We start from the raw sequence: 17111 nt of genomic DNA, 5'->3' as shown, positions 1-17111 counted from the left end.
TTCCCATCAGTGGGCCTCCCCGCCAGTCGCTCTCAAGTCGCGGCGCAGTTGTGCGACCAGCGCATGATAGGCGGGATCGAGCTTGGTCTCCTCACCGCGAGGACGTGCAAGACTGACGTCATGCACGCATTTCAACTTGCCCGGGCGTGCAGTCATTACCATTACCCGGTCGGCAAGATAGGCGGCTTCCTCCACGCTGTGGGTGACGAGCAGGATCGTCTTGCCTGTCGATTGCCAGATGCGCAGCAATTCGTCGTTCAAGGTATCGCGGGTGAGAAGATCGACGGCAGAGAAAGGTTCGTCCATCAGCAGGATCGGCGGATCATCAGATAGCGAGCGAGCAATCGCAGCACGCTGACGCATGCCACCAGAAAGCTGACGCGGCAGTGCTTTTTCGAAACCTGAAAGACCAACCATGTTGATGAGGTCGAGCGCAGTTTTGTCTGCTTGAACACGACTGACACCGGCCGTATCCAGCGGAAAACGGACGTTTTCAAGAATGGTTTTCCAGGGCAGAAGAACCGGCTCTTGGAACACGAAGCCAACCGGTCGCTTACGGTCGGCCACATCGAGCGTGATTGTGCCGCCACTCGCCGCGTCAAGTCCGGAGATCAAGCGAAGCAGGGTGGATTTACCGCAGCCGGAGGGGCCGACAATGGAAATGAATTCACCCTGACGGATCGAGATTGTAACCGGCTCAAGGGCGGTGACCGTTCCGTGATCCGCAACGAATGTTTTGTGTACGCCCGCGATATCGATCATCCGCGACGAATGCCCCATACTTATATCTCCATAACTTGACCGTCGAAGGAACTGTCGCCAATCGGGAGTGGTTCTCCTCGATCGCGTGATCATCGGGAAGACCTGCAGATTTTCACAAAAATTCCGGGGTCGCAACAAAAATCTCAAATATGAGATTTATATCATTAATGCGCCTGCATCTCTACGCGCTGCACTTCAGTGCGCCAGCCGTCAGGGGGTCCTTGTCGTTACGGAAGTCGGGAAAAATTTGAGACCTGGCCGGGCCATTGCCTGCCGGGAAGAGATAGGAGCCATTCCCATATTCATTTCAGAGTGGTGGGTAATCAACTGGTACCGGCTGCAGCAGCTGAAGTGACAGTGCACTCGGGAAAGGGCTTTGGCGCTGCTTCGTCCGAGGTTGGAAGCTTCGATGAATCCGAGGTCGTTCACTTCTAGGGTTCAACTGCGTTGAGCGAAATTGAGGGCGCAAGGTTCGTTGCGCCGCGAAAGCGATTGTGACACGAGGGGCAGTTAGGCTAACAAGAGCGCTGTTGAGCGAGGCAGACTGGGGTCTGATGGCGAAGAAGGTAGTCAATTCGATTGATGTGGCACGCAAGGCGGGCGTCTCTCGGTCCGCCGTGTCCCGGACCTTCACGCCCGGTGCGAGTGTCTCGCCCGAGGTCCGGGCCAAGGTCCTGAAGGCTGCGAAGGCGCTTGGATACCGCGTCAATCGTCTCGCGCAATCCCTCAATGGCAGCGGCTCGAACCTGATCGGTGTCGTCGGTGCCAATCTGTCGATGCCCTTTATTGCCAAACAGCTTGATCTCCTGAGTATTGGGCTCCTGCGCAAGGGAATGCAGTGCCTGCTCCTGAATGCCGCCGACGCCCGCCAGGACATTGCCCCACTCATCGAGCTCATTTTCGAGTTTCGCGCCCGTGCGATCGTGGTGCTCTCAGGAGAGCCGCCAAATGCGATCGTCGAAGAGTGCAGGGCCCGTGGCGTGAAGCTCATCCTCATCAACCGGAAAACCGAAGGGGCCGACACCGACCTGATCATGACTGACGATGTAACCGGCGCCCGGCTGGCCGGACAGCAGCTGGTCGAAGCGGGTTGCAGAAAGCTGGCGGTGGTCGCGAGCGGCAGTCGGACGCCGACGCAGCTTCGGCGTGCTGAGGAATTTCGCCGCTATGTCGGCGAGCGGGGTTGCGACATTGTCGAATGGATGGATGGGCCGACCACTTACGAGACCGGCCTCATGGCTGGCCGGGCGCTGTTGAAAGCCGGAAATATCGACGGCGTGTTCTGTGTGACGGACCTGCTCGCCATGGGGCTACTGGACGCCGCCCGGCACGAACTCGGCCTGCGGGTGCCGGAAGATGTCTCCGTCGTCGGCTTTGACGATATTCCTCAGGCGGCATGGTATAGCTATGACCTGACCACCATCGCCCAGTCGTTCGACCATTTGACCGAAGCTGTTCTCGATGCAATCGAAAAGGACGGCCCCTCGCTGGAGGTGGTCAATGTGCCGGTAGAACTCGTTTCACGCTCGACCGTGCGAAACTCCTGAAAAGATCCCTTGCGACTTCAAAGGAAAAAGTGCTTGCAAGGAATGCACACGTGTGCATATTGAACACGTGTGCATTGGAGGAAATGAATTGCAGCGTGAGAACAAGCTCGACCGGAGATTCGAATTCCTGGCCGCGGTTATCCGGTCGGCAGGCGACGTCGTGCGGACTGCCTGCGCGGAAAGTGCCGGAAAGGCTTTCGCGATGAAGGGGCCACAGGATTTCCTGACTGAAACCGACCTTGCATCCGAAGAGCATATTCGCACGGCGATCGCGGCTGCTTTCCCCGATGACTCGTTCTTCGGCGAGGAGGGTGGTGGCAGCGTCGATGGCGATGTCTGGATCGTCGATCCGATCGACGGAACCGCAAATTTTGCCCGCCGGATCAATCATTTCTGCATTTCGATCGGTTTTGTGGAAAAGGGTGTTCCGCAGTTGGCGGCGATTTTCAATCCCATGAGCGACGAGCTCTACCTCGCGCGCCGCAATGCCGGTGCGACGCTCAATGGCAAGCCTCTCAAGGTTGCGGCGACCACCGATGCAGCGGCGGCCTCCGTGGAGCTCGGCTGGTCGACCCGCGTGCCGAACTCAAGATACATGGCGGCAATGACCGGCCTGCTGGACCAGGGTTTCAATGTACGCCGTTGCGGGTCGGGCGCGCTCGCGCTCGCGCATGTCGCGGACGGCCGCTCGGACGGCTATGTCGAGCTCCACATGAATTCCTGGGACTGTGTGCCTGGCCTGTTGCTGGTGGCGGAGGCCGGCGGGGCAGTCTGCCCGTTCATGGAGCTCGGTGACCTGCGGTCCGGAGGACCTGTCCTTGCAGCAGCGCCCGGCGTTTCGGCAAGGATAAGTGCGGCCGTTGGCATTCCACTGGAGGCGGAACGACCGGTGGCGGAAGTGGCGAGCGCGGCTGGCTGATTGCAGGTCGCGGGAGTGCAAGGGGAGGAAGACATGACGACTTTGACGAATGCGGGCCCGCGCAAAGGCTCTTACGCCATGGGCTTAGTGCGGATATTCTCCGCGCCGGAGAAAATGATCGCGCTGATCATGGCTGTGATCCTCGCCTTTCTGGTGGTGTTTCCGCTCTTCCAGCTCATTCGCGAGACGATGACGGTTCAACCGTATGATGCGACCTATCTTCCTGGACGTGTGCCGGGTGAGCTGACAAGCTTTCACTATGAGCGGGTGTTTACCGGCCGTCTTTCCTGGGCTCTCTTCTACAAGCCTTTCGTCAACTCGCTGATTACCGCCTTCGGGGCGACGGTTCTGTGCCTCGCGCTTGGAGCGACACTTGCCTGGGTGGTGGTGCGGACCAATGTTCCATTTCGCGAAACGGTCAATGCGGCCGTTGTCATGCCCTACATGCTCCCTTCCTGGGTAATGGCGCTCGCGTGGATGACGTTCTTCAAGAACGACCGCATCGGCGGTGCCTCTGGTCTGCTCGCCTATGTCACGGGATCGCAGCCGCCGGACTGGCTGGCTTTCGGCGCTGTACCGATCATCATCTGCCTGGCGTTTCACTACTACGTTTATTCCTACCTGATCATTTCCGGGTCGCTGTCGACGGTCGACAGTCAGCTGGAAGAGGCCGGAGCCATTGCCGGTCTCTCCCGCCTGAGACAATTCCTTTCCATCACCGCGCCGCTGGTGCTGCCGGCGCTCGGTTCCGCCGTGGTGATGACCTTCATCCGGGTGATCGGATCCTTCGGTACGCCGGCCGTTCTCGGCATGCCGGCACGCTATTTCGTCTTGCCGACACAGATCTATGCGGCAATCGGCTCGCGCAATGTCGGTGACGGCTATCTGCTGGCCCTGGTCCTGGTCGTCATGGCGATCCTGTTCATCTGGATCAATCAGCGCATCATCGGTGTGCGCAAGAGCTTCGTGACCATGTCCGGCAAGGGCTTCCGCAGCCGCGAAGTCGATCTTGGACCCTTCCGCTGGGTCGTGTTCGGGCTGATCATGCTGCTGCTCTGCTTCACGGTCATCCTGCCTATCGGATTGCTGCTGCTGCAATCGCTCTCCAAGACCGCGGGCGTCTTCGATCTCTCACAGCTGACGCTGCACTACTGGTTCGGCGATCGCGGCGGCGTCAACGCTCTCTATGCTGGTGTCTTTCAAAACCCGCAGATCCTGTCGGCGGCCTGGAACAGCTTGCGCCTCGCCTTTTTCGCCGCGCTGGGCACAGGCATCCTCGGCTTCCTGATCGGCTATGTGGTGGTTCGCACCCGCGGAACGCTCGCCTCCCGCACGCTCGAGATGGCCGCATTCCTCCCATACATCTTCCCGGCAGTGGCGTTCGGCGCGATCTATATCGGCATGTTCTCGAAGTCCATCGGCCCGATCCCGGCACTCTATGGAACATTCGCGCTGCTGGTTCTGATCGCGACCGTGAAGAACCTGCCATACACCTCACGAACCGGCATTGCCGCTCTCCTGCAGATCGACAAGTCGCTGGAGGAAACGGCTCGGGTGCAGGGGATCGGCTGGTTCACCAGAATGCGCCGGATCATTGTTCCACTGGCCTCGTCGGGTCTTGTCTCCGGGATGCTGCTCACCTTCATCGGCACGATGCGCGAGCTTTCCCTGATCGTGCTTCTGGTGACGCCTTCGACGGCCGTACTCGCCAGCGTGATCTACAGCTACCAGACGGACGACGTGCCGCAACTGATCGGAGCCGCAACGCTGTTGCTGGTCGCTCTCGTCGTCGGCTGCAACGTGCTGTTCCGACTGCTTTTCCGCAACACGAAGATGGGTTTCGCTTGAGGAGGCGGACCCGAAACAGAGGAGGATATACCATGAAGAGAAGACTTTTTAACCAGATCCTGGCGGGCAGCGTCGCGCTCGCTTTGGCTTCGCCGGCGTTCGCCCAGGAAGCCGATTTCGAAAGCTGGCTCAAGACGGCGGAACTCTCTCAGTTCCAGCCCCAGGACGAAAACTGGGACGACATTATCAAAAAGGCCAAGCAGGAGGGCGAGGTCACCGTCTACTCCTCCGCTTCGACCGTCAATGCGCTCGCCGAGGACTTCCAGAAACTCTATCCGGAGATCAAGGTAAACGCCTATGATCTGGGTTCGGAGAAGACCATCGAGAAGGTCGTGCGCGAGCAGCAGGCCGGCATCTACTCAGTGGACGTAGTCAACACCGGCGGCGCGGCACAGATGATCTACGATCTGCTGCCCAACCACCGCATTGTCAATTATGTCCCGCGCTATCTGGAAAAGAGCATTCCGGAGGAACTGCGCGAGCCGCTTTTGACGCAGGTCGTCGAGGCGACCGTGTTGATGTACAACGCGGATACCTACAAGGATGCACCGCCGATCAGCAATGTCTGGCAGTTGACCGAACCGGAATGGAAGAAGCGGTTTGCGATGAAGAGCCCGCTCGGCTCTTTGACCACGCTCGGCCTTCTGGCCATGATCGCCGAGCATTCCGATGCATTTGCCAAGGCGTATCAGGACTACGCGGGCAAGCCGCTGGAACTGTCCGATGGCATCGAAAATGCCGGTTACGAGTTCCTGCATCGTTTGCTGCAAAATGACCTAGTGATCTATGATTCCGGCTCGAAGCTTGCGACTGCATCCGGGTTGAAGGGGCAGGACAAGCCGCCGATCACCTTCTCCAGCATGCATTACATCAACAAGAATGCATCCGACGATTACGCCAATGCCATTCTCTACGACGTCAATCCCGCCGGCGTGTTTGCCTATTCGACCTATACATCGATTGCGGCCAAGGCTCCGCATCCGAATGCAGCCAAGCTGTTTGTGGCATTCCAGATGGGGCCGAAGGATCTGACGGCGGATACGAAGGTCGAAAAGCCCTATCGAGACGGCAAGTCGCTGGAAGCTCTTCAGGGACTGGCCGCCTATTTCAAGGTTGGCACGTTCTCTCCTCGCGATGACGTGCCGGTTCCGCCCGGTGGCGAAAAATGGCGCGAGGCGACCAAGTTCTGGGGCACCCCGTCCTATCAGCGGGACAATGTCGCTGCCGTCAATGATTTCTGGATCATCGAAACGAGCCAGTAAGAGGAAGCTGTCTGCGGACGGTCTATGGAGGATCACATGATTGAAGTCAGCCTCAAGGGCATTACCAAATCCTACGGTGCGCATCTCGCCATCCCGCCGTTGGACCTCGATATTCCCCAGGGTAAATTCGTGACCCTTCTGGGACCGTCCGGATGCGGCAAGACCACGACACTGCGTATCATCGCCGGTCTGGAGAAGCCATCGGGCGGCGAGCTGACGCTCGGCGACAAGACGGTCTTTTCCGGAGCGGGGGACACTTTCGTACCGCCGGAAAAGCGTGGCCTGGGTTTTATCTTCCAGAGCTACGCACTCTGGCCCAACATGAAGGTTGAGCGTAATATCACGCTGGCACTCCATCAGGCCAAACATCCGAAGCAGGAAATCGCTTCGCGTCTGGACGAGGCGTTGAAGAGCGTGAGGCTGGAGGGCATGGAGGAACGCTTTCCGTCCGAGTTGTCGGGCGGTCAGCAGCAGCGCGTAGCCGTTGCCCGTCTGATTGCAGCGCGCAATTCCATCCTTCTCATGGATGAGCCCCTGTCCAATCTCGATGCGGTACTGCGCACCGAGATGCGTGTGGAGTTGAAACGGCTTTCACGCGATCTTGGTGCCACCACCATTTATGTCACTCATGACCAGGTGGAAGCATTGACCATGTCCGACATGATCGTCGTCATGAAGGACGGGGTGATCCAGCAGATCGGATCGCCCTACGAGATCTATCACCACCCGGCCAACCTTTTTGTCGCCGAATTTATCGGCGATCCAAAGGTCAACCTGTTCTCGGGCACGTTGCGTCACAACGGCGACGTAAGCCACGTGTCCTTCTCCGGGACGGAGATCGAGCTGCCGAACCGGCCGCAGCAGGAGGCAGGGGAGGTGACTCTCGCCGTGCGTCCGGAACGGATGACCATTCTCGACCATCCCAAGCCCGGCGCGATCCCGGCGCAGGTGGACGTCGTGCAGCCCACCGGCTCGCAGACCATTGTGTCGCTGACAGCAATGGGGCAACAGATCACCGTGCTGGTCTCCCGCTTCGTCGAAAGCTGGCCGACCCACAATGTCTGGCTGGAGATCGAACCTGATCACGTGATGCTCTTCGACGCCACGACCGGCAGGAATATTCCCGACGAACGTCGGCTTCGCAAATCCGACGCGGCATGACGGAAGGATCGACCTTATGAATGAAGCTCAGCAGATCGCTCCGGTTTACGAGCGCCCTCCCATCAGCCGGATCGCCGATGGGCTTGGACCGAACGGTGTGTCGTTGTTTCTTGGCGGGTTGGACGGCGCGCGTGATCTCGGACTGCTGCGGGACAACGGCATCACCGTTGTCGTCAACTGTGCCGTCAATCTTGACATCAATTTCGTCCGAAACCCAGTTAATCGGGAAGAGGGCGAGAAATGCGCCACCGGCTATTCCGAAATCCGCTACTACAAGCTCGGCATGATCGATGGTGGTGGAAACCCGGAGACCATGATGTTGGGCGGCTATTACATCCTCCTCGGCGCCATGAACCAGGTCATGCCAGAGCGCCACACATATCCGTTCCGGTCCGGCGGCAATATCCTTGTCAACTGCCGAAGCGGTCGCAGCCGGTCCGTATCGCTTGTCGCGCTCTTCCTGCACAAGCAGCAGCCGGAGTGCTTTCCGACGCTTGACGATGCCGTCTCCCATGTCCGCAAGCATCGAGACCTTCGACCCGACGAGTGGTTCGAGACGCCGAAGCCCATGCTCTGCGATGCCGCCCGCAAGGCCAGCGATTGGATCGATCTTGTCGAGGGCGCCCGCCAGGCGAGTGTGGCGACTGTCGATGGATGATTTCCGCTTTGCCGTGATTGCGGACGCCCATTTTCACGACATCGAGGGCGATTATGGCATTACCGGCCCAACCTTCGAGGGGCGGCGATTGTCTTTGCGCAGCTGGGCGGAAAGCAGCATATCCACTCGTGTCTTCAACGAAAGTCATGCCGCCTTCATCGAAGCGTTGCGCCAGATTCGAGATGACGGCATTCGCGATGTGGTCCTGCTTGGCGACTACAGCGATGACGGTCAACGGGCGACGTTGGCCACCTTGAGCACACTCCTGAGGGGCCAGAGCGCACTCGGTTTGCGGTTCCACGCACTGCCGGGCAACCATGACATCTTTGCCTTGGCCGGTCGCCATCACAACAAGGAGTTCATCTCCGCAGACGGCGGCCGCGTCACGGTGTCGAGTCGGTTGGACGGAGGCGATGTCCATTACCCGCCAATGTACTGCGACGGATATCCTGCCGGCCTGTCGCCGATGAAAGATTTCGGCTTCTTTCGCCGCGCCGATGATCGGTATTGGGAAAGCCCGTTTGGCTTGTCCGATCGGGTCGAAGACCGCTTGTACGAGGTCGTTTCGCCGGATGGGCAGTCCCGGCACAGATTGATGGATGCCAGCTATCTGATCGAGCCCTCGGACGGCGTCTGGTTCATGATGATTGACGCCAATGTCTTTGCACCTCGTAACGGGTTTGCCACCGGCTTTGCCGAGGATGCCTTCGAAGACAGCACGTCCGCCGGCTGGAATGGCATGCTGGTGCACAAGCCGTTCATCGTCGACTGGATCTCTGATGTTCAGGACCGTGCGCGGCGGCAGGGCAAGAAGCTCCTGCTATTCTCTCACTATCCCGTCCTCGACCCCTTCGAGGATGACGCTGGCCTCGAGAGCCGACTGTTTGGCTCGACGAGCTTTGGCCAGCGCAAGCCGCAGGGTAAAGTGGCCGCCCGGTTGCTTGCTACGGGCGGCGGTATCCATTTCAGCGGTCATCTTCATGTGCATCGGACAACGCGGGTTGCGGATGGAAACCGAAGCCTCGTCAACGTCGCGCTGCCCTCCCTGGTCGCCTTTCCCGCCGGATGGAAGAGCGTGACGGTGGCGGACGACGCAGTCCGGCTTCAGGATCGTGCCCTGTCTGGGCTTGCCGCAGATTTGCGGATCGCGGAAGCATACCGTGCGGAAGCCGAAGCGGCCGGAGAGGAGCCCGATCCAGCGTTTTCAGCCAGCACCTACGGCGCCTTCTTGTCGGCACATTTGCGGGCACTGATAGACAGGCGTTATGTTGCTCGCGATTGGCCAGCCGTCTATCACGACCTGATCGACCGGCTGAACTATGAAGAGGCCTGCGCCAAGGCGGGAATGGAATGCACCATGCCGTCCCCACAGAATGCCTCCTTTCGCTCGGTCGTTTGCGACTGGTATTTCCTGCGATTTGGCGGAGCTGCGGCTAGGCGTGAGATCGCGGCGGAGCGGCTCGCCACCTATGAAGGACTGCGTATCTCCGACGCACCGCGCGATATCGCCTCGGAGAGTGAATTTCTTCGCCTGTTCCTCGCAATGCTGGGGCATTTCGCCCGGCAGGCGAAAAACGACGAGACCGTGTTTCCCTGGCCATGCGAGCACCGGATCGCGCTTTCAGCGCGCTGATGCGCATTGCTCTCGCGGTACCGGTCTCTTCCGGCAAGGCCGTTGTCGTCAAGTTTTACAACTCGATGAAGGAGTGAACCTCTCTTGGAATCGACTATCGTCATGATCAACCTGTTCGGCGCCGTGGCCTTGCTGCTCTTCGGCCTGTCGCAGGTGAAGGAAGGGGTGACCCTGGCCTTCGGCGCGCGGTTGCGCACGGTCCTGGCATCCGGCACGTCCACGGATATCCGTTCCTTCCTCTCCGGGTTCCTGGCGACCATAGGACTGCAAAGTTCAACAGCGACCGCGCTTATGATCTCGTCCTTCGTCGAACGCGGCCTTGTGCGCCAGCGCATGGCCCAGGTGGTGTTGCTGGGCGCCAATGTCGGAACGGCCGTCACCGCCTGGATCGTGGCGGCAGGCGTCGAGATGATTTCCCCCCTTCTGCTATTGATAGGGTTGATACTGTACCGCGGTGGCCATCATTCGCGTCAGGGAGCCGGCAAGGCGGTGATCGGCATCGGCCTGATGCTGCTTTCGCTGCACCTGTTGAGCAACGCGACGGAACCGATGCGCGCCTCCCCGGCGCTGGGGGCCTTCATTGGTTTGCTCGACAATGCCTGGCCTGTGGCGTTGGCGTTTTCGGCAGCGATCGCCTTCGTTTCGTCGTCCAGCCTGGCTGCGGTGGTGCTGATCCTGTCGCTGGCGTCGACCGGTCATCTCTCGCCGGAGCTTACGATCGTTCTGGTTCTCGGGGCCAATCTTGGCGGTGCGGTTCCGCCTGTGCTTGCCTCATTGGGAACGTCTGCCTCGGGCAAGCGCGTAACCATCGCCAATCTGATAGTTCGGGCAGTCGGATGCGTGATTGCCCTGCCGATGGTCGGCTATGCCGCCGAAGCCTTCGGAAGGCTACCCTATGCCGCCACGAGTCTTCCGGTTGACGTGCATCTCTCGTTCAACATCGCTCTGGCCCTTCTGGCCTGGCCATTGACCGGCATGGTCGCTGGATTGACGGAACGATTGGTACCCGACGAGGCCGTGCCAGCGACCGGGCCACGCTATCTCGATCAGCAGGAACTTGCGACCCCCGTCGTGGCGCTGGCCTCGGCGACGCGCGAAGTGCTCGGCATCGGCGATCTTGTCGAGCGCATGCTGCTGGATGTGTCCCACGCCTTCGAACAGAACGATATGGCCTGTTTGACGTCTGTTGCCTCCTTTGAAAAGCAGGTCGATGCGCTGCAGGGCGACGTCAAGCTTTATCTGTCGAAATTGGCGCGCAACAGCTTGGATGAGGAAGACAGCCGACGCTCCATCCAGATCATCGACTATGCCATCAATCTCGAACATGTCGGCGATATAGTGGAGAAAGGCCTGTTGCCGCAGGTTGCCAAGAAAATTTCACTGGGCCTGACCTTCTCGGAGGAAGGCTATGACGAATTGCGCCGTCTCTTCGATCTGACGATTGATAACCTTCGTATCGCGCAGTCCATCTTCGTGACCGGGGACATCGATCTGGCGCGACAGATGATGGAACTCAAGGTGGAGGTGCGGCGGATGGAAAAGGATTCCGCCGAGCGCCATCTGCGGCGCTTGAGGGATGGCCTGAATAGCAGCCTGCAGACAAGTTCGCTGCATCTCGACATCCTTCGTGATCTCAAGCGGGTCAATGCCCATCTTGTGTCCGTAGCTCATCCGATATTGGATGAAAGAGGCCACCTGGTGGAAAGCCGTCTGCGCATACCCGCTCAATAAGCTTGTGTTGCAGTTTGACTGTGGAATTTTGCTAGTTGATCTGCAGGATTGTGTTCACGAAGCGGGGCTTTCAGTGATTGTCTTTGTCACCTTGCGCTATCGTCCCTGTTCCGCCGAACGTAAATGATCATGGGGCGGCGCATTGAGTGATCACCCTTCCCGGTCGTGAGCAAATGATCGTCGGCTCGCCGCAAATCTACCAACCGATTGTCGGGTATCGTCAAATTAATAGAATTTGGAATATGATGTGCAGGTGACGGGCCAGGACAGGCCGTGATCCACTTTATCGCCGACATCGCTTTCCAGCTGACGTCACTGCCCACGCCGTTTGGCTTCATTTCCGCTTCCCTCCGAGCCTGCGTATATTCGAAGAGTTGCTGGCTGCCCGCGAGGTCATCGTCTCGCGCCAGACCGTCCGGCTGTGGCGCGCGGTCGATCAGGACGGTTTCGTCGAGATGCCACTCTTCCTGGCGGCGATGCGCAGAGCGCCGTTAAGTGCGTCGTTTGAGGGGGCTGTGGGTGCATGTCCGATTTCAGCCTGGACGGCGGACCGAAATGTACTGGATCGGAAGGTGCTGCCCGCATAGCTCCAGGCCATGTCCGTCAGGCATGCCCGCTGCACCATTGCGTGGTAAAGGCGCGCTACCGAATATCCGGCATCTTCAAGAATTGCCCGAGCTACGGGGTCGCCCTCTTCAGACAGGCTATCGACGAAGGCGGCGATCGCGGCGATCGCCGAGCGAGGGTGCGGAGAAGCGTAAAGCCATCCCATGATCGCTTGCGTCTCGTTGGTCTGCTCAAACCTCAGATGGTCTTTCATCCGTGCCCCGAAGGGACTAGCCGGTGCCCGCCCGTCGGTTTCGTGCGACAGTCTGGCGAGCGCCGATCGGCCGATGTCGAAGGCGCTGCCTTCATCGCCTATCAGGTCACCGAAGCCACCAGCGCGCAGCATGGTGCCGGCGGGGTCGCGGGCAACGGCCATCGAACCCGTGCCCGAGAGAAGCAGGACGCCGGGAGCGTCGTCGAAGGCTGCCCGCTGGGCAAGTTCGACATCGTTGAGCATGAGCGGTTCGCAGGGCAGGCGCTCCTTGAGCCAGGCCGCGACTTCCCGATCAAGATCAGGAATCTCGCCCCAACCCGGCAGACCGAGGACGGCCGTGCAAACCTGATCCATTCTCTCGCCGACCTTGGCGAAAAGGACTTCAAAATTGGCGCGCCATTCGGCGTTGTCCATCGGATTGACGCCGCCGGCACGGGCTTCGAGAATGGTTTCGCCATCGCTGGTCGCCAACGCCAGCCGGGCGTTGCTGCCGCCGCCATCAAATCCCAGGACCAGCATTTTCCACCTCGACAGCATTTTGCGTGGCAGGAACCGATCCCGGTCGCGTCACGATCAGTTCGCATCCCCATTCCCGAATGCGTTCATGCCATTCATCGCCCAGAAGGGTGCTGGTGATGATGATTGCGCCCTTGGGCACTTTGCCCACAGCGAAAGTCGCGTTGTGGCCAAACTTGCCGGCGGTCGCGAGGATGATGTGGCGGCTGGACCGCTCGATCATGGTGGTGTTGAGCCGAGCTTCGGTGCTGTCGATACTGTAGATCACGCCATCGTCAGCGATCGCCCCGACGCCGAGCATCAGTGTATCGATCCAGATCGAGTGCAACATCTGCTCGGCAAGCGGGCCCACGAAGGATGCATTCTCGTTTCTCAGGCTTCCGCCAACCAGGTTGATGCGCACTCGGGGAACGTTGAACAGCTCCTGTGCCACCCGCAGTCCATTGGTGAACACCAGGCACGGAACCGGCTCGATGCGCAGCAGGCTCGCAACCTGAAGCACCGTGGTGCCTGCGTCGAGAAACACCGAACTGTGCGGCTTGATCAGCTGATAGGCGGCCGTGGCGATGCTGCGCTTCTCAGATATGCTCTGCTGTTCCCTCATGTCGAAGTCGATTTCGACGCTGGACCCCTGCGCAAGCCTGGCGCCACCATGAACTCGATCTACGGTTCCGGCCTCTTCAAGTTCGGCGAGATCGCGGCGGATCGTGGCGATCGAGGCGTTCATGGCCTGGGAGAGATCGTTGATGCTCGTCGGTCCGTGGGCATAAAGATGGCTTCGGATCGCCTCCAGCCGGTTGGACTTCATGTCTCGGTCTCCATTCATTGACGCAGAATTCATCGCAGTGAAACCCGACCCGCTCGCAAGGGTCAAGAGAAATGATCAAAATCGCTCACCTCATGTAGCGGTTTTCGACATCAATTTACAGAATTCCTCTCCAGTTCGGTCGGGAATTGTCATTTTTCGGGCTTTTGGGGTCTTTGAGAGCTCATTCGTGCTCAAAATAAAATAATTATCGCTCAAATAATAAAACTATTGATGATCGAAAATGATTGTGCCACGTTGTCGTCATCGGCCGGATCCTTAAGAAGGCTCGCCGCAACCAGAACCTCGAACGAGGCAACCAGCTCTGTTCAACCCGAAAAAACTGGGAGTAAGTTATGAGAATTGAGTTTCAAGGCGTGCATCGGCGCAGTTTGCGGAGACTGTCGCTCGCGCTTGCCGCCAGCCTTTTCGCACTGCCGGCCCTGGCTGGCGACATCACGGTTCTGCTGCCCGGTGACGGTTATGCTCCCGATGTCCTGCAGGCCTTCGAGAAGGATACCGGCATCCATGTCGATCAGCAGACGCTTGCGTGGGATCAGCTTCATACCCGCATCATTACCGCGCTCGTCGCGGGTACGGCGCCGGCCGACGTAATCGAGCTCGACTGGTCGTGGGTCGGTCAGTTCGGCGCTGCCGGCTGGCTCGAGCCGCTGGACGGCAAGGTCGAGCAATCTGCGCTCGACGAGATTTCCGTGCTGCCGATCTTCAAATATGACGGTAAGATCGTCGGTGCTCCTTATAACAATGATTTCAAGATGATGGTGGTCAATACCGATCACCTGAAGAAGGCGGGGATCGACAAGGTTCCGCGCACGATGGACGAGCTGCTGGCGGCCGGCAAGGCGATCAAGGAAAAGGGCATCACGAAGTACCCCTTCGGACTGCCGCTTTCCGTCGGCGAGGCGACGTCCACCGCCTGGTACCTGATCACCATGATGTATGGCGGCACGCTGTTTGACGCCAACGGAGAACCGGCGTTCACCGATCCCTCTTCCGGCGGATACAAGGCGCTGCAATTCATCAAGCAGGCGATCGATGACGGCCTGATCGACCCGGCCTCCACTGCCTATGGCAATCCGGAGGTTCGTGAAGCCTTCAAGGCTGGTGACATCAGCTTCATTCTCTCCGATGGCCCGGGTCCGCTTGCGACTTACAACGACAAGGAAAAATCCCGCGTGGCGGGCAACAGCGCCGGCGCCGTGGTTCCCAATGTCACAGGAAAGACCGAGACCTATGGCCTTCCGGAGGCACTCGCAATTCCGGCTGCGTCCACGAACAAGGAAGATGCGCTGAAGTTCATCAACTACGTGATGGGCAAGGACGCTCAGGTCCAGTCCTATCTTGAGCACGGCACGCTGCCCACGCGCAAAGACGCCCTGATGGACCTCAACGGCAAGGGGAAGCTGGAAAGTGGTGACGCAATCGTCGAGCAGGTCTCGTCGGTCAATCCGCTGTTCGCCGAAGGTACGCCGCCTTGGTATCCGCCATTCTCGAATGCGGCGGCATCCGCCGTCAACGCGGTGGCCACCGGCCAGATGACCGTTCCCGATGCTATCGCGTCCATCGCCAAGGCCGCGAAGTCTGCGATGAACGGGAATTGACCAGGTGACTGACGGAGGCAGCCGGATGAGTAAGAGCGAGGTCGCGATGACGGCCCCATCCTTCCAGGAGGGTGAAAAGCGGACGTGGCGCCAGTTGGTCGCCAGCGACGCGAGCCTGGGAATAGCCCTCGCCACGCCCGTCATACTTCTGATGGCTGCCTTCGTTTTCATGCCGGTACTGCTCACGGCATGGGACAGTTTTCACCGCGTGACACCCATGTTGCCCGGCCAGCCTTTCGTGGGCTTGCAAAACTACACGCGCATGTTCGCCGATCCGGATGTGCGAAATGCCTGGTGGAACACCTGGTTCTACGTGGTGATGGCGGTGGTTATGGAGTTGATCCTTGGCCTCCTCAGTGCGCTGCTGCTTAACGGCATGAAGAGCGGGCGGCGCTGGCTTCTCGCTGCCGTCATCCTGCCCTGGGCCCTGCCGCCTGTGGTCAACGCCATGGTCTGGTCGTGGATATACAATCCGCATTACGGTCTTCTCAACGGTTTGCTGTTGCGTTTCGGCCTTATCGACCAGCCCCATGTCTGGATGAACGATCAGGCAACAGCACTGCTGCTGGTAACTCTCGTCCATGTCTGGCGCATGATGCCGCTCAATGCCGTGATCCTGCTCGCCGCCCTGCAGACCATCCCGCGCGAATTGTATGAGGCGGCGGAAGTCGATGGTGCCGGCAAGATCCGCCGCCTGACGATGATAACGCTGCCGCTGATTGCGGGCGCGCTCGGCATTGCGCTGACGCAGTCGACGATCACGGCGTTCAACATTTTCGACGAAGCATGGATCCTCGCGAAGGCGAGCGCGATCACGCGGCCCATCCAGGGCCAGATCTACATGACGGCGTTCCAGGATCTCAAGTTCTCCTACGGCATGGCGATGTCGATCACGGTGATGCTGGTGTCGATCCTCGTATCGGCCGTCTACGTCCGGCGGATCTACCGCGAAACGAGGTTCGACTGATGGTTTCATTTCTCTTGCGTGGACTGGGCCAGCGCCTGGCTGCGATCGTGCTCCTGATCTGGTCGCTCGGCCCCATCTACTGGGCGCTTGCCACAAGCCTGATGAAACCGCGCGATATCGCAACGTCGCCGATCAATCTGGTGCCGCCGACAATTACATTCGAACATTATCGCAAACTCGTCGGTGGCCTGATCGGCCTGCCGGACGAGACCGGGATATGGCATGATTTTCTTCGCGCCCTGGTCAACAGTCTCGTCCTTGCGGGCGGCGCGACGATCCTGACGACGGCGATTGCAGCGCTTGCGGCCTATGCGGCGGTGCGCATGCGCTTTCCCGGTCGTGATCTTGTCTTCTACATGATCGTCGCCACCCTGGCCGTCCCGGGTTACACGGTGTTGATCCCGCTCTACCGTATGATGGTGAGCCTGCATCTCGTCGATACCTATACCGGCATCATCCTGATCTACATCTCGGCCTATCTGCCGCTCGCCATGTGGCTGATGCGCTCGGTCTATGAGTCGCTGCCGCTGTCGATCGAGGAGGCCGCCTATCTCGATGGCGCCGGTCGGATCTACACCATGGTGCGCATCGTCATGCCACTCGCCGCGCCGGGCCTGATCGCGGCAGCGATCCTGACCTTCCTTGGCGCATGGGGGCAATTCTCGGTCCCGCTCGTCTTTGCGCCGACAGCCGCGACCAAGCCGCTGACCGTGCTGATTCCCGAATTCGCCACCAAGAACTACGTCGACTACGGCCTGATCAATGCCGCGGGCATCCTGGCAATGATCCCACCGGCGCTGGTCGTCATGTTTCTCAATCGTTTCCTGCTCAATGGCCTGATGGCCGGCGCAGGCAAGTAG

At 59.5% G+C, this 17111-nt stretch carries 14 protein-coding genes and 1 pseudogene; 12 read left to right on the top strand and 3 right to left on the bottom strand.

Going from position 1 to position 17111, the window contains the following annotated elements; translation table 11 throughout:
- Nucleotides 1–6: 6 nt before the first annotated feature.
- Complete coding sequence (locus tag NN662_RS20700; RefSeq protein WP_261932309.1) at nt 7–780, bottom strand: ABC transporter ATP-binding protein; 774 nt, start codon at nt 778–780, stop codon at nt 7–9.
- Between the two features lie 536 nt (nt 781–1316).
- Between NN662_RS20700 and NN662_RS20695 the strand changes: the two genes are divergently transcribed.
- From NN662_RS20695 to NN662_RS20655, 9 genes and pseudogenes are all read left to right on the top strand, one after another.
- The gene (locus tag NN662_RS20695) at nt 1317–2309 is read left to right on the top strand and encodes a substrate-binding domain-containing protein (protein ID WP_261932308.1); all 993 of its coding nucleotides are present in this window, start codon (nt 1317–1319) and stop codon (nt 2307–2309) included.
- 88 nt (nt 2310–2397) lie between these two features.
- Nucleotides 2398–3228 (top strand): inositol monophosphatase family protein, encoded by an 831-nt coding sequence (locus NN662_RS20690; RefSeq protein ID WP_261932307.1) that lies wholly within the window; start codon nt 2398–2400, stop codon nt 3226–3228.
- 33 nt (nt 3229–3261) lie between these two features.
- Nucleotides 3262–5076, top strand: coding sequence for an ABC transporter permease (locus tag NN662_RS20685; RefSeq protein ID WP_261932306.1), 1815 nt, complete (start codon nt 3262–3264; stop codon nt 5074–5076).
- A 32-nt stretch (nt 5077–5108) separates the two neighbouring features.
- Nucleotides 5109–6338: an ABC transporter substrate-binding protein gene (locus NN662_RS20680; protein WP_261932305.1), complete on the top strand. Its 1230-nt coding sequence runs from the start codon at nt 5109–5111 to the stop codon at nt 6336–6338.
- A gap of 36 nt (nt 6339–6374) precedes the next feature.
- Nucleotides 6375–7499 carry an ABC transporter ATP-binding protein gene (locus NN662_RS20675; protein ID WP_261932304.1) on the top strand — a complete coding sequence of 375 codons (1125 nt, stop codon included), beginning with the start codon at nt 6375–6377 and terminating at the stop codon, nt 7497–7499.
- Between the two features lie 16 nt (nt 7500–7515).
- The gene (locus NN662_RS20670; RefSeq protein WP_261932303.1) at nt 7516–8157 is read left to right on the top strand and encodes a dual specificity protein phosphatase family protein; all 642 of its coding nucleotides are present in this window, start codon (nt 7516–7518) and stop codon (nt 8155–8157) included.
- Nucleotides 8150–9790 (top strand): metallophosphoesterase family protein, encoded by a 1641-nt coding sequence (locus NN662_RS20665; RefSeq protein ID WP_261932302.1) that lies wholly within the window; start codon nt 8150–8152, stop codon nt 9788–9790. The genes NN662_RS20670 and NN662_RS20665 overlap by 8 nt, the downstream gene beginning before the upstream one ends.
- A gap of 84 nt (nt 9791–9874) precedes the next feature.
- On the top strand, nt 9875–11521 hold the full coding sequence (locus tag NN662_RS20660; protein WP_261932301.1) for a Na/Pi cotransporter family protein: 1647 nt from the start codon (nt 9875–9877) through the stop codon (nt 11519–11521).
- 281 nt (nt 11522–11802) lie between these two features.
- Nucleotides 11803–11946: pseudogene (locus NN662_RS20655) on the top strand (IS6 family transposase); the annotation flags it as partial.
- A gap of 11 nt (nt 11947–11957) precedes the next feature.
- Here the strand turns inward: NN662_RS20655 and NN662_RS20650 are convergent.
- Both NN662_RS20650 and NN662_RS20645 read right to left on the bottom strand, forming a co-directional pair.
- Complete coding sequence (locus tag NN662_RS20650; protein ID WP_261932300.1) at nt 11958–12860, bottom strand: N-acetylglucosamine kinase; 903 nt, start codon at nt 12858–12860, stop codon at nt 11958–11960.
- Nucleotides 12841–13665, bottom strand: a complete 825-nt coding sequence (locus NN662_RS20645) for a DeoR/GlpR family DNA-binding transcription regulator (RefSeq protein ID WP_261932299.1) — start codon at nt 13663–13665, stop codon at nt 12841–12843. The genes NN662_RS20650 and NN662_RS20645 overlap by 20 nt, the downstream gene beginning before the upstream one ends.
- A 353-nt stretch (nt 13666–14018) precedes the next feature.
- On the opposite strand from NN662_RS20645, the gene NN662_RS20640 reads away from it, so the two are divergent.
- Genes NN662_RS20640 through NN662_RS20630 form a run of 3 tightly spaced genes read left to right on the top strand, consistent with a single transcriptional unit; the run spans nt 14019 to nt 17111 of the window.
- A complete protein-coding gene (locus tag NN662_RS20640; protein ID WP_261932298.1) occupies nt 14019–15284 on the top strand; it encodes an ABC transporter substrate-binding protein in 1266 nt (421 codons plus the stop codon).
- A 25-nt stretch (nt 15285–15309) separates the two neighbouring features.
- Entirely contained in the window at nt 15310–16251 is a 942-nt protein-coding gene (locus NN662_RS20635; RefSeq protein WP_261932297.1) for a carbohydrate ABC transporter permease, read from the top strand.
- Nucleotides 16251–17111, top strand: coding sequence for a carbohydrate ABC transporter permease (locus tag NN662_RS20630; RefSeq protein WP_261932296.1), 861 nt, complete (start codon nt 16251–16253; stop codon nt 17109–17111). The genes NN662_RS20635 and NN662_RS20630 overlap by 1 nt, the downstream gene beginning before the upstream one ends.

Origin of the sequence: Rhizobium sp. NRK18 (genome assembly GCF_024385575.1) — a bacterium.
GTDB lineage: Bacteria > Pseudomonadota > Alphaproteobacteria > Rhizobiales > Rhizobiaceae > JANFMV01.
This window is presented reverse-complemented; position numbering and strand designations above follow the sequence as displayed.